We start from the raw sequence: 13,216 nt of genomic DNA, 5'->3' as shown, positions 1-13,216 counted from the left end.
TAGAAAGTGGAAACTACAATCAGAAAAGTCACTATTATTTATTACCGTGATATCTCTCTTGAATTGATGCATGAAACGGTTTGTTTTCCACAAAACGATAACGGACGAGTAATTATTTCAAAAGAGTTTAAACAAGGAAAATCGATTATTGCCGTTTGTGAAGGGGAGGTGAACATTCTTAATAAAATTGGCGATAGAGTTGAAAATAACAATATTGAAGATGAAGCTTAAAGCACTCAAGGGTAAAGAAAAAAGTTAACCTTCACCCTGAATTGTGTTTAAATGACTGTTAATAAATACAGTGGTTAGTTGGTGTGTAGTGGTTGATAAAATTTTATTAATGGTAGATTCATTTCAAAATGAACTTATTGTGTCATGTGTGTTAATTGTTTTCTTACTTTTGATTTTAATGTTATCGAGAGTAATATCACTTTCAAAACAGGTTCATGATCAACAATCAGACATTAAACAATTGCTTCACCATTTTGAATTAACGTCAAATTTATCTGAAAAACAGCAACAACAAATAATCAAGCAACAGTTTGAATTTAAACATTATATAGAACAACAATTTGCTGATTTTAAAATAAAGTTTCTTAATCAATTTAATGAACAATCTGCCAAGCAGTTCTCAGCGTTAACTGAGTTTAATAGCAAACTACAAACAACCCTTCACGAACATCAACATTTATTTAATCAAAACCAACGACAAGCAGTAGATCAACTGGTTGAACATTTAAATAAAGCAGCATTAGCGGCGCGTGATGAACAAGCGAAAACCTTAAAACAATCAAGCGATGCCATGGCAATTAAAATCAATGAGTTGACGACTTCTACTGATCTTCGTCTGAAAGAGATCAGCGGACAGGTTGAAAAACGACTTGCTGAAGGTTTTGAAAAAACAACGAAAACGTTTAATGACATCCTACAACGATTAGCTTTAATTGATGATGCACAGAAAAAAATCACTGAATTATCAACGAATGTTGTTAGTTTGCAAGAGGTGTTAAACGACAAACGATCGCGTGGTGCCTTTGGCGAAGTACAATTGAACAGTTTGATCCGAAATGTTTTACCTGAGCAACACTTTTCATTACAACATACCTTATCAAATGGAAAAATTGCTGATTGCATTTTATTTTTACCTGAGCCAACGGGAAATGTGGTGATCGATGCAAAATTTCCGTTAGAAAGTTATAAAAAAATGATGGATGACGTTTTAGGTGAACATGAAAGAAAAGCGGCAGAGCGACAATTTAAGCTAGATATTAAAAAACATATTAATGATATTAGTGATAAATACTTGATTGCGAATGAAACATCAGAAGGGGCGATTATGTTTATTCCGGCAGAGGCCATTTTTGCTGAAATTCATGCTCATCAAAGTGATTTGGTCGATTATGCAAACACGAAACGCGTCTGGTTGGCATCACCGACCACTTTGATGGCTATATTAACCACTTCTCGTTCAGTGCTTAAAGATGAAGCTACCCGTAAACAAGTGCATGTTATTCAAAATCATTTAACGTATTTAGCTCAAGATTTTTCACGATTTAAGGTGCGTTTTGCTAATTTAGCTAAGCATATCGATCAAGCGGCGACGGATGTAAAACAAATTCATACTTCAGCAGAGAAAATTTCAACGCGTTTTGAAAAAATAGAAAATGTTGAACTTAGTCATGATGAAAAGCATTACAAAGAGTTAGCCGAAAGTAAAAATACTTAATTTTGTTTTGTTTGAGTGATCACTCAAGGTATTTAATTAGAGAGTTGGTTGAAGTACCAACCTTTAATTTAAAATTAGTTGATTAGATTTCTCGAGTTGATTACTTTAATCACTGCATAGTTCAAAACGGGGGAGTTATTTTCGTGTTTATAAGTAAAAAACCAATGTCCCTGATTTAATTAAAGGATAAAGTTTGATTCAAAAGTTAGAAGGTTTAAAAACCACTTTATGGAGTGGTTTAGCAGTTAGCTTAATTATCGTGGCAACACTTGCTACTCAACATTATTGGGTGACAAAAGTTAACTTTATTGAACAGGTTTTAATGGGGGGATTTGTTGTTGGTATTCTATTTTCAGCGCAATTTTCGCGTAGCCGTTTTACTTTATTAATTGCACTTTGTTTTGGTTATTACTTACTAAGTAAAAATGTCTTTACTGGCCTAGATTTTTTAAATAAATATCCCCAATGGTTATATCTTTCAACGATATTTATATTAGCTTACCTAACTTTAATTAAAGATCGTGCATTAATTTCTATGCACGGTATAGCGCGACTAGTTGGTCTTGGTTTTTGTATTGCGTTAGCCAAACTATGGTTAATGGCTATGAGTTGGCTACAAAGCTATAGCATTAAAAACAGCCTACCTTATCTAAATATTGAATTAATTATTATTAATTTTCCGTTATTTATTGTGGCGCTTTTGGTGTTATTTAAAAGTTTACGCCAGCCAAATTTATTCGTTTCTTCTTTGTTAACAACGTTAATTGTCGGCAATCTTTATTTTAACGATCAAATATCTTTGCCCCTTAGTATCATGTTTAGCTTACTTGTTTTGCATTATATTATCGTGGTAGTGATTGATTCGTATTATTTAGCTTATCGAGACGAGTTAACTCATTTACCTTCAAGAAGAGCACTGAATCAATATGCATTATCTTTAGGGCGCAAGTATTGTGTTGCCATGTTAGATATCGACCATTTTAAAAAGTTTAATGATAACTATGGTCATGATATAGGTGACCAAGTCCTTAAATTAGTTGCCGCGAAGCTTGCAGAAGTGAAATCAGGAGGAAGAGTTTTTCGCTATGGTGGTGAAGAGTTTACGGCAATCTTCCCGCGTAAAACTGCAGCAGAAGCCCTTGATGAATTAGAAAAGCTTCGACAGTCGGTTGCTGATTATAATATTGTAATTCGTCACCCCATAAGAAAAACAAAAAAATCTCGACAGAATAATCAGGCCGAGTCACTGAAAACCGTGAATGTCACAATTTCTATCGGGGTAGCAACTAGACAAGCAAAACAGAGTTTTGAACAAACCATTAAACAAGCGGATCAAGCCTTGTATAAAGCGAAAAAGAAAGGGCGAAATCAAGTTTGCCAATGATGGCTCTCTATTTGGGTGTCACGTCACGTGCTGTGGTTTCTTAAGGATTGAGAGACTGGTATCGAGTTACTAACACTGACCGTGAATTTAACGTGATTATCATCATTTAGCAGCTTCTTGGAAAAAGCTGCTAAATGAGATTAAACAATCGGTGTCTTGCAAAATGAAGGTTAATTTAGAATGGCGACATTGACAAAAACGACAGTTAACAACACAGGGCAAACATAACGTAAATAATTTCCCCATAAAGCTAACCATTTTCGGTCTTTCTGTAATGATACATCTCGTAATTTATTGCCTCTTTTCCATAACCAACCAACGACAATAAAGTAAAATAAGCAGCTTAGCGGTTGTAATATTGTTGTTAATACTCGAATAACTGCGCCAAATAACACATCAAAAAATGCAATGAGTAAGCCACTGCTACATAAAACAATAATAGAGACTAACCACGTCGCTTTTTTACGACTAAAGCCTTTATCTTCCACCATATAAGCGACAGGAACTTCTGTTGATGAAATGGTTGAAGTAAGTGCTGCAATCGAGAGGAGTAGGAAAAAACCACTAGAGACAATTAAGCCTATAGTGCCCATAGAATCAAACAAGGCCGGAAGAATATGAAATATTAACTGTCCCTCACCAATAAGCTGATTATCTTGAAAAACGTCCAAACCTGCATGTTCTGCGACAAATAACGCAGGAATAATTAACAAGCCGGCTAAAAATGCAATTCCCGTATCTAATGCAGTGATAGATAAGACTAATTTACCCATATCTTTATCTTTTTGCATGTAAGAGCCATAAACCATCATACCTCCAACACCAATTGACAATGAAAAGAAAGCTTGGCCCATCGCTGAGATGATTAATTCAGGATCGGTAACACGAGCAAAGTCAGGAATGAGATACACTTCTAACCCTTTATCAGCACCTGGTTGTTGTAAAATGTAGATAATTAAGCCAATTAGCATAACCAATAAAATCGGCATCAAACGTGCTGACCAACGTTCAATTCCAGCATTAACCCCTTGGTGAATAATCGCCGCACCTAGGAAAATAAATATCGGGGTAAAAAGTATGTTACGCTCGGTGCTTGAATTTGCTAACCAAGCTGAAGCTTGAGTCATTCCAGCTAATTCAGCCATTGAAGAAAGGGTGTGGGCCAACATCCAACCAGCCACTATCGTATAAAAGCTTAGCATCATGATTGCGCCACATAAGCCGATAATTCCTGCTTTTCTACCTATTCCTTCGGAAAAATGACTACAGGCATCACCAAGCGCTGAAACCGGATTTTTTTGTGCTTGGTTACCAATATAAATTTCAGCATAAAGTGCCGGTAACGCAAGTAAAAGCGTGACAAGTAAATAAACAAATAAAAAGGCACCACCACCATTATTGGCTGCTTGAGTTGGAAAGCCCCAAATATTACCTAAACCTATAGCCGAACCGGCTGCGGCTAAAATAAAACCGATACGGGAATGAAATGAGTCTCTAACATTGGTCATAAATTTACTACATTATAGTTTTTATTTTTGTCGAGCTTACCGAGTTCAATCTCTTTAGTGAAGTTATTTTATATTTTCGGTGTATTTTCTTGAAAATAATCGATGAAATTTTGTAAAAAATAGTCAACAGGTATATTTCTCTCTTGAAGTTATGAGCATCAATACCCACATCACTTAAACATATCGAGTGATGCTCAAGTAATAATGAATGAAAGCCGACATAATATGCTGCAATATCAAATAATTCCTGTAACACGATTTCAACAAAACTGTACACTTTTTTGGTGTGATATTACGAAGGAAGCGGCAGTTGTCGACCCTGGTGGAAATGTTGAACTGATTATTAAAGCGATAGAGCAACATGGATTAACGTTAACGAAAGTACTACTCACTCATGCACACATTGATCATGCCGGTGCCAGTCAAATAATTGCTAGCCGCTTTAACATTGCAATCGAGGGGCCGAGTAAAGAAGATCAATTTTGGATTGATTTGATCCCAGAACAAAAAAAGCAATTTGGTTTTTCAGAAGCAGCGTCTTTTTCGCCTGATCGCTGGTTAAATGAAGGGGATACCGTATGCTTTGGCAAAATTGAATTACAGGTATATTTTTGCCCCGGCCACACTCCTGGACATGTGGTGTTTTATCATCCTGAGTCGAAATTAGCGCAAGTGGGCGATGTTTTATTTAAAGGGTCAATTGGTAGAACCGATTTTCCGCGTGGCAATCATGCAACTTTAATAAATTCGATAAGACAGACATTATTTCCTTTAGGAGATGACGTGCAATTTATACCCGGTCATGGACCAATGAGCACCTTTGGTGTAGAACGTAAACATAACCCTTTTGTCAGTGATGCAGTGACTAAAATAGGATAAAACAATGGCTTCAATGGTTTTTCGCTTTCAACGTCGTTTAAAAAAAGTTGATTCAAGTCCGGTCTTTCAATGGGCTGTAATTGCCGTCATTATCATTTCGGCGTTATTGATAGGTGCCAAAACACATGATTTACCAGAGCCTGCGGTCCATTTACTGTCCATATTAGATTCTGCGATTACGGTATTTTTCTTAATTGAAATCATTATTCGTTTTATGGCAACTCGGAAGAAAAAAGAATTTTTCAAAAGTGGTTGGAATATTTTTGATACCGTTATTGTCATCGGGAGTTTAATTCCAGCAGGTGGCTCAGGTGTTTTATTAGCTAGGCTTTTACGTGTTTTCAGGGTATTACGATTAGTTTCGATGGTGCCTGAATTGCGTTTATTGATAAACGCCTTAATTAAAGCGATTCCTCGAATGGGCTATATTGCTTTACTGATGTTTGTGATTTTTTATATTTACGCCGCCATTGGCAGTATTTTGTTTGAAGATATTAATGAAGTGCTTTGGGGAGACGTTTCTATTTCTATGTTGACCTTATTTCGCGTGGCAACATTTGAAGATTGGACTGATGTGATGTATGAAACCATGGCTGTCCATCCGATGAGCTGGATTTTTTATCTTTCGTTTATTTTTTTAACGGCTTTTATCTTTTTAAATATGATGGTCGGCACCATTTTAGAAGTGATGGGTCAAGAGCATGAAAGTTATCGCGCAGAATTACATGGTGAAACGGAAGAAGGCGGTGAACCGGCAAGTCGAGCACAAATTGACAGTCTAGCGCGCGAACTTATGGAAATAAAAACGCTACTTCAACAGGCAAACGTTCAAAATAAGCAAGGATAGATTTACCTTTATTGAATTTTTGTATAAATCACAATAAGCGCGTACTATAAAAATCAACGTTTCTATTTGAGGTTGATTACGCGCTTTTATGTTAGGTTATTTTCAAAAAACTTTACTAGTTTTCGGCTTGTTCATAATTGTTTGTAGTGCTCACACTGAACCGTATCTAGAGCAATCGTCCCAACTATCCATCACTCAAAAAATTTCCTCCATTGAAGCGAAAACAGATCAAGCACTTATCTTATTTGAATTGAAAGAATTGTTAACGGCTTTTAATTTAACCAATAACGAAAGGTTAGACGTATTAAAAGCGATAGAAAAAAACTATCAAAATACTCGCGATTTTATTAATGCCATTGAAACTGTTAATCGCATTATTCTGTTAACTGAACAAAGTGATAACTCGCTGGATTTAGCACAAGCATATAAAAGGTTGGGTATTTATCATTATCTGAAAGGTGAGTACCAACAAGCTATTGAGCATTATCATGACGCTTTAGAGATTATAAATCGTCTCAACCAACCGATATTAATTGCAAATATGAATAATAATATTGGCCTTGCTCAAGCCGCTTTAGGCCAAAATATTCAAGCCATTAATAGTTATCAAGTGGCGGAAAAGATCTATCAAGAGTTTGGCAGCGAGTTAGACAGAATTGATATACGTTTCAATATTGCTGGTTTGTACTTAAAACTTGAACGTTATGATACGGCAATTGAAGCCTATTTAGATGTGATAGAAAGACGAAAAAAAATTCAGGATTTATCTGGCTTAGCCGATGCTTATAGTGATTTAGGTATTGCATATAAGCAGTCAAATAAAGCTGAAATTGCCTTAGAGTTCATGCAAAAGTCGTTAAACTATTATTTAGAAAAAAATGACTTATTTAGTTTAGCCTCTATTTATCACAATATAGCTGAAGTTTATTTTGAATTAAATCAACATGATAGAGTTTTAACTTTTGCAGAAGAGTCGATTGCTATTGCGCAAGAAAATGAATACAAAACGGCCTTGTCTGGCGCTTTGCATACCTACGCAAAAGGACTGTATTATTTAGGAAATGCTGAGCAATCATTAAGTTATTTACTTCAATCTCAAAAAATAGCAGAAGAACTCAATTACGCGAAACAGCTTTTAAATAACTATTCTTTATTCTCATTAGTCTATGCGACGTTAAATCAACCTGCTAACGCATTGAAATATCATAAATTATATATTTTGGCGCGAAATAAAAGAGAAAATGATAATTTCAATTTATTGTTGGCAAGCTACGAGTCTGAGCAACTAAAACAACAGGTGCTTCAATTAAAGCAAAATGAGCAATTACAGCAATTAGAATTGTCTAAAACGGGACAAAAACGAAAGTTTATTATTGTTGCATTTGGCTTATTACTGTTAACTGCGTTTTTTATCTATCGTAGGAATGCCGAACGCCGCTCTAAACTTGAGCTAATCACTAAAGTGAAGCAGCGGACGAAAGAACTTGAATTATTAGCTGATAAGTTACAAGCAGCGAATAAGGTTAAAAGTTTGTTTTTAGCCAATATGAGCCATGAAATAAGAACACCACTTACCGCCATTATTGCCCAAGCAGAGGCTTTAATTTACGATGATATCGATGAAAAAACTTTGCATGCTGATATTAATATTATTCATAGCAATAGCTTACACTTATTAGAATTAATCAATAATATTTTAGATTTAAGTAAGGTAGAAGCGAATAAGCTTGATTTAGATATTCAAACTCAAGACTTACATTGCCTATTACAAGATGTTTCAAATATGTTTACCGAGCAAGCAAAAAGTAAAGGTTTAACTTTTTCGGTTTATCATGCGCTGCCACGTCCTTTTGTGCTGCCCATTGATGGTATTCGAATCAAACAAATTCTTATCAACTTATGCTCAAATGCCGTGAAGTTTACATCTCAAGGTCAAGTTAAAGTCATTGTTAAAATTGAATCACAGCAATTAATTTTTTCTGTCGAAGATACTGGAATCGGATTGAGTTCATCTCAAATCAACAGTCTTTTTGAGAGTTTCACTCAAGGTGACAGTAGTATCAGTCGTCGTTTTGGTGGTACAGGACTTGGTTTGTGTTTATCGCAACAATTGGCACAACTAATGAACGGAAATATTGAAATTTCAAGCGTGTTAAATCAAGGCAGTACGTTTACTTTTATCTTACCCATTAGTGTTGAGTTAGATAATTACCAAAATAGAGAGCTTGAGCTTATTCAACCGGCTATTGAAAAAGATACGGTTAAGGAAAATATTGAAAATATTTCTGGTAGTATTTTATTGGCAGAAGATCATCAAGATAATCGTAAATTAATCAGTCGTTTATTACGTTCATTAGGTTTAGAAGTCTATACCGCAAAAAATGGTAAAGAAGCGGTACAAAAGTTTCTTCAATATCAACCACAAGTTATTTTGTTAGATATACAAATGCCTGAAATGGATGGAATCGAAGCACATACGATTATGAGGCAAAAAGGGGCAACTCAACCCATTATTGCCTTAACCGCTAACGCAATGGCTCATGAGGTGGAAGAATATTTAGCACAAGGCTTTGATGATCATCTTAAAAAACCTATAGAGAGAAAGGTATTTATTCAGACCATTTGTCAATATTATCAGCACAAAGTGTGTTCAGATAAAGTAGCAGAAACTTTAAATCAAGTGGATTTGTCTGATTTGGTCGAACAGTTTAAGTCTAACCTTGCATTAGAACAACAAGATATCATTTTACACATTAAAAATGATGATTATGAACAATTGTCTCAACTGGTGCATAGGATAGCAGGTGCCGCTCAAATGTTTGGCTTCTCTGCACTTTCTCAATATGCGTTAGCATTAGAAACGTCATTAAAAAATAAAGACTATGAAAGGGTTACTGATCAATCTCAAATACTGTTAAATGAGATTGATCAGGTATTATGGTAAATATTTGAAAAACGTCTCTGTTGTTTCCCTTTAGCCATCACTGTTCTTTGTACTGAAAAACGTCATCAAGAGCCATGGTAAATACTTCCGCTATTTTAAAAGCGACTTCTAATGAAGGAGAGTATTTGCCTTTTTCAATAGCAACGATGGTTTGTCTTGACACGCCCACCAGATCAGCTAAGGCTTTTTGTGTCATTTCATCTTGATCAAAGCGTAATCGACGAATGTTATTGGTGATCACTTTAGCCATGTTAAAAACCTCTACGATAGAAGAATAACTGGGTTGAAAACTTGGCTAATTCGGCAGCTAAAGCAAATACGATCACGATATGCATGATTTTATATTCATTAGGTAATGAAATGGTCGTTAATGCTTGTGTTGGCATCATAGAAAACGAGGATAAAGTAGGGAATACCGTATGAAAAACGGTCATTATTATCCCAACTGATAATATGCCGTAAGCATTCCGGCTACCATAAAAGCTTATTAGTTTATCCCTTTCATCGTCAGCGTAATTTGCATCTTTATGATCAATAATTGCTAGCACTATTTGTAGTACTATTTCTAAGACTATTGTTTTCAACACAACGGCTAATAATAAGCTATTCACAGATTCAACATTAAGTTGCTCTGTACCTTGCAATGAAAATAATTGCACGAAATAATCAAACCAAATATAAACAAGTATGGCTAACGAAATCCAAGTACTTCTTTCTTTATAAGACATTATGACTCCTGTAAGTATGTTTTTATATACATGGTGTTAAAGTTATTTGACATGATGGATGTTAAAGAGAATATCACTTTGTGTCAAATATTTTTTACTTAGTGTCACTAATTGTTGTCTTGTTAAGTAGGGGGAAGCAGTGTTTAATTGTAAGGAAATACACTTGATCTTCGTGTAAGTTATTGATATTTAGGTGGTATTGTGGTTTTGAGTACTTGTTCATAAATTAATGACTGAGTATTGAAATAAGTTTATTAATGGTTTTTAAGTTGCGTGTCGTTGCAACCAGTTTTAATTTATTTTCAATAAAATTATTCGATAATTTACTTTTACCGTAACCATTAGGGCAGTGTAAATAAATGATCTGATCAGCAATTGTCAGCTTTTCAGGCGGGTTGACATAAGCTAGCAACTGATCGATTTTATCCTTTTGCGGTTGCTCATTTAAAAAGCTCAATAACACCTGATTCCCTTGGTTTTCAATATCTATTTGTTTGAAAGGAAGGTTGCGATAAGCTTCATTGAGTTCATCTTTAGTTAGAATTATTACCGGTACATCAAAACCATATTGCTGTTTTATTTCAACTTGCAAATGATTTATCAGGTATTGTTTATCGTTATTTGCATGGGAGAAGCAAATATTGCCACTTTGGATGTAAGTGGACACATGGTTAAAACCAATGCGTTGACAAAGCTTTACTAAATCAGCCATGTTAATCTTTTTCTGCCCACTAACATTGATGCCACGTAGAAAAGCGATATATTTTTGCATCCGTCATTAACCTTGTTTTGTGTGAATAATGATTGCTTAACAGCAAAATTGTTCACTGAATGTTTGTTAAAATTTAATTCGACCAGTTAACATATCTTTGAACATAACCCAGTCACCAATTAAGCTATATAAAGGATAAGTAAAAGTCGCGGGCTTATTTTTTTCGAAAAAAAAGTGACCTAACCATGCAAAGCCATAACCTATGATAGGAAGGCTCAAGAGTACCGTGAGATGTTGTGTAACCACAGCATAACTTAGCGTGCATAATACTAGTGCTGAACCAATAAAATGCAACCTGCGACAAACTCGGTTTTTATGTTGGCTTAAATAAAAAGGATAAAAACGTTTAAACGATTGGTATTTTTTTGTCATCAATAATCGGCCTTATAAACGTACCTGAATCTCACTAATTTTAACTAAGAAAGCAGGAATTATTAGGGGGTATCTTACTCAAATAACCTAAAGGAATCTTTTACGCTATTCGTTTAATTTTGATGTTAACACTTTCAGTCCTACGAGGCACATAGCACCTCCCATAATTCTATCTAACCAATGACCCATTTGATGAAATTTTTTGTTGATACGAGGTCTTGATAAAATAAAGACGACGGTTGAAAACCAGGCGAGTTGAATTAGCATCATCCACAATCCATAAATAATAAGGTGTAACATTGGTACTTCAGGCGAGATCACAATCGTAAATAGCGCGACAAAATAAACAGGGGCTTTTGGGTTTAGGGCGTTACATAAAAATCCTTTGCTGATGGTTTTTAATGATGAAGTTCGTTGGATATGGTCGTTTGTATGCATAAATTGCGTTTGCGGTTTTGCGCGTAATCCGCCAATTCCTATGTACAGTAAATAACTACCACCGAGAATTTTGATCAACCATAAGGCCGTTGAAGAGTTTGCAATGATAGTCGCTAAACCAAATATGGAATAAATTATGTGAATTGATAAGCCTAACGAAATGCCTATGCTAGACAATAAACCTGCTTTTTTACCTTGAGTGATGGTTTGCTGGCTCACTAATATAAAATCCGGTCCTGGTGAGGCAGCCGCTAATAAATGAATAGAGGTTATTAGCAGTAAACCAGAAAATAACTCCATTACTTCACTCTTAATTTATTGTTCATGAACGAATCACAACAGGCTATCATTGACGCTAGAAATGTTCAATTCTTGCTTGCTACATTAGTCTATTGTCGGCTAATATCGCGCCTCGCAACACGATTATAGGCTGACTATGCGTTTAGATAAATTCATTTGTAAAAGTACTGAGCTTACGAGAACAGAAGCAAAGCGTTTACTGAAAAGTGGTAAGGTGTCCGTCAATGGTGAAATAAGTAAAAATGCGGCTATGCAAGTGCATGAAAACAACGATATCTCCCTTGATGGACAAAGCCTAGTTGCCCGTCAGTCTCGGTATATTATGTTACACAAACCACTTGATACCATATGTTCTAATGTCGATGAAGGCTATCCATCGTTATTTCATTTAATCGACGTTGATAAAGCGTTTGATATGCACGTTGCTGGTCGTCTTGATGCCGATACAACAGGTCTTGTTTTAGTTACTGATGATGGTCGTTGGTCGCATAATATTATCTCACCTAAAAAACAGTGTGAAAAAGTATATCGAGTATGGCTTAGAGATAAGGTTAAAACCGATAGCGTAGAAAAGTTTAAAGCGGGTGTGCAGTTACAAGGTGAAAATTCATTAACCTTGCCAGCTAAATTAATCATTGTTCACGACAAAGAAGTATTGTTGACCATCACCGAAGGAAAATACCATCAAGTCAAACGTATGTTTGCGGCAATTGGTAACAAAGTTGTTGGTTTACATCGTGAGCAAATTGGCCAAATAAAATTAGCTGAGTTACCTATTGGTGAATGGCGTTATTTAACAAAAGATGAAGTAAGTGAGTTTTGTTAAATGTCTTTGAATATTGTTGCGCTATGATTTTTCGTTCAGTTTATTGTCCTCAGAAAATAAGCGTTATCTTGTCAAAAAATTATTAAAGAATTGTAAAAAACTGCCGATATTTTGATCATGTATTATTCACATGAGTTAATAAGTTAGACAGGCTATGGATCTTTTTACGGAAATATTAAAACCATCAAACAGTTTTAAAACCGAAAATACGGCTAAAGATCGTAAACAAAACGCGCAAAACAAATATAAAAATACGATAAAATTTCGTCAGGAAGTTACGGATTCAGCAAATGAGAATACTGCGGTTCGTAAAGTGTCTAACTGGGATGAAGTAGAACGTCGTTCAGGTAAAGATCGTCGTGAACAAATGGAAGGCCGAGGTCGTTGGCTAGAGTCAAGGGCAGAAAAAGATCGTCGGCAAATTGCCAAGGCAATCCAAATTAAAATTTAGTTACTGCTAAATATTACTATTTCATTTTAATTTGTTTTTTT

General features: G+C 35.2%; 14 protein-coding genes. 8 read left to right on the top strand and 6 right to left on the bottom strand.

Translation table 11 applies throughout. The features are described from left to right. Nucleotides 1–6: 6 nt before the first annotated feature. The 3 genes from ABXH06_RS11430 (at nucleotide 7) to ABXH06_RS11420 (ending at nucleotide 3,110) form a co-directional block, all read left to right on the top strand. Nucleotides 7–231, top strand: coding sequence for a TIGR02922 family protein (locus tag ABXH06_RS11430; RefSeq protein ID WP_311577169.1), 225 nt, complete (start codon nucleotides 7–9; stop codon nucleotides 229–231). Nucleotides 232–319: 88 nt separating this feature from the next. Next, the gene (locus ABXH06_RS11425) at nucleotides 320–1,726 is read left to right on the top strand and encodes a DNA recombination protein RmuC (RefSeq protein ID WP_353518307.1); all 1,407 of its coding nucleotides are present in this window, start codon (nucleotides 320–322) and stop codon (nucleotides 1,724–1,726) included. A 193-nt stretch (nucleotides 1,727–1,919) separates the two neighbouring features. Continuing rightward, nucleotides 1,920–3,110 carry a GGDEF domain-containing protein gene (locus ABXH06_RS11420; protein WP_353518306.1) on the top strand — a complete coding sequence of 397 codons (1,191 nt, stop codon included), beginning with the start codon at nucleotides 1,920–1,922 and terminating at the stop codon, nucleotides 3,108–3,110. Between the two features lie 170 nt (nucleotides 3,111–3,280). Here the strand turns inward: ABXH06_RS11420 and ABXH06_RS11415 are convergent, their stop codons facing one another. Further along, nucleotides 3,281–4,618 (bottom strand): sodium-dependent transporter, encoded by a 1,338-nt coding sequence (locus tag ABXH06_RS11415; protein ID WP_353518305.1) that lies wholly within the window; start codon nucleotides 4,616–4,618, stop codon nucleotides 3,281–3,283. A 228-nt stretch (nucleotides 4,619–4,846) separates the two neighbouring features. Here ABXH06_RS11415 and ABXH06_RS11410 point away from each other — a divergent pair, with 228 nt between their 5' ends. The 3 genes from ABXH06_RS11410 (at nucleotide 4,847) to ABXH06_RS11400 (ending at nucleotide 9,288) form a co-directional block, all read left to right on the top strand. Then, nucleotides 4,847–5,497, top strand: a complete 651-nt coding sequence (locus tag ABXH06_RS11410; protein ID WP_353518327.1) for an MBL fold metallo-hydrolase — start codon at nucleotides 4,847–4,849, stop codon at nucleotides 5,495–5,497. Nucleotides 5,498–5,510: 13 nt separating this feature from the next. After that, a complete protein-coding gene (locus ABXH06_RS11405; RefSeq protein WP_432280204.1) occupies nucleotides 5,511–6,344 on the top strand; it encodes an ion transporter in 834 nt (277 codons plus the stop codon). A 127-nt stretch (nucleotides 6,345–6,471) separates the two neighbouring features. Then, nucleotides 6,472–9,288, top strand: a complete 2,817-nt coding sequence (locus tag ABXH06_RS11400; RefSeq protein WP_353518304.1) for a tetratricopeptide repeat protein — start codon at nucleotides 6,472–6,474, stop codon at nucleotides 9,286–9,288. A 37-nt stretch (nucleotides 9,289–9,325) separates the two neighbouring features. Here ABXH06_RS11400 and ABXH06_RS11395 read toward each other — a convergent pair whose 3' ends face one another. The 5 genes from ABXH06_RS11395 to ABXH06_RS11375 form a co-directional block, all read right to left on the bottom strand. Next, nucleotides 9,326–9,538 (bottom strand): helix-turn-helix transcriptional regulator, encoded by a 213-nt coding sequence (locus ABXH06_RS11395; RefSeq protein ID WP_311577157.1) that lies wholly within the window; start codon nucleotides 9,536–9,538, stop codon nucleotides 9,326–9,328. 1 nt (nucleotide 9,539) lies between these two features. Continuing rightward, nucleotides 9,540–10,016 carry a hypothetical protein gene (locus tag ABXH06_RS11390; protein WP_353518303.1) on the bottom strand — a complete coding sequence of 159 codons (477 nt, stop codon included), beginning with the start codon at nucleotides 10,014–10,016 and terminating at the stop codon, nucleotides 9,540–9,542. Nucleotides 10,017–10,242: 226 nt separating this feature from the next. Then, complete coding sequence (locus ABXH06_RS11385) at nucleotides 10,243–10,788, bottom strand: DUF1697 domain-containing protein (RefSeq protein WP_353518302.1); 546 nt, start codon at nucleotides 10,786–10,788, stop codon at nucleotides 10,243–10,245. A gap of 66 nt (nucleotides 10,789–10,854) precedes the next feature. Continuing rightward, complete coding sequence (locus tag ABXH06_RS11380) at nucleotides 10,855–11,160, bottom strand: Mpo1-like protein (protein ID WP_353518301.1); 306 nt, start codon at nucleotides 11,158–11,160, stop codon at nucleotides 10,855–10,857. A gap of 105 nt (nucleotides 11,161–11,265) precedes the next feature. Continuing rightward, nucleotides 11,266–11,898 carry a LysE family translocator gene (locus tag ABXH06_RS11375; RefSeq protein ID WP_353518300.1) on the bottom strand — a complete coding sequence of 211 codons (633 nt, stop codon included), beginning with the start codon at nucleotides 11,896–11,898 and terminating at the stop codon, nucleotides 11,266–11,268. Between the two features lie 136 nt (nucleotides 11,899–12,034). On the opposite strand from ABXH06_RS11375, the gene ABXH06_RS11370 reads away from it, so the two are divergent. Beyond that, the gene (locus ABXH06_RS11370) at nucleotides 12,035–12,724 is read left to right on the top strand and encodes a pseudouridine synthase (protein ID WP_353518299.1); all 690 of its coding nucleotides are present in this window, start codon (nucleotides 12,035–12,037) and stop codon (nucleotides 12,722–12,724) included. Nucleotides 12,725–12,878: 154 nt separating this feature from the next. Then, a complete protein-coding gene (locus tag ABXH06_RS11365; protein ID WP_353518298.1) occupies nucleotides 12,879–13,175 on the top strand; it encodes a hypothetical protein in 297 nt (98 codons plus the stop codon). Nucleotides 13,176–13,216: the final 41 nt, after the last annotated feature.

Origin of the sequence: Thalassotalea sp. SU-HH00458 (genome assembly GCF_040362795.1) — a bacterium.
GTDB classification, from domain to species: Bacteria; Pseudomonadota; Gammaproteobacteria; order Enterobacterales; family Alteromonadaceae; genus Thalassotalea_H; species Thalassotalea_H castellviae.
The sequence above is the reverse complement of the archived record's forward strand: the minus strand, read 5'-3'. Positions and strand labels throughout refer to the sequence as shown.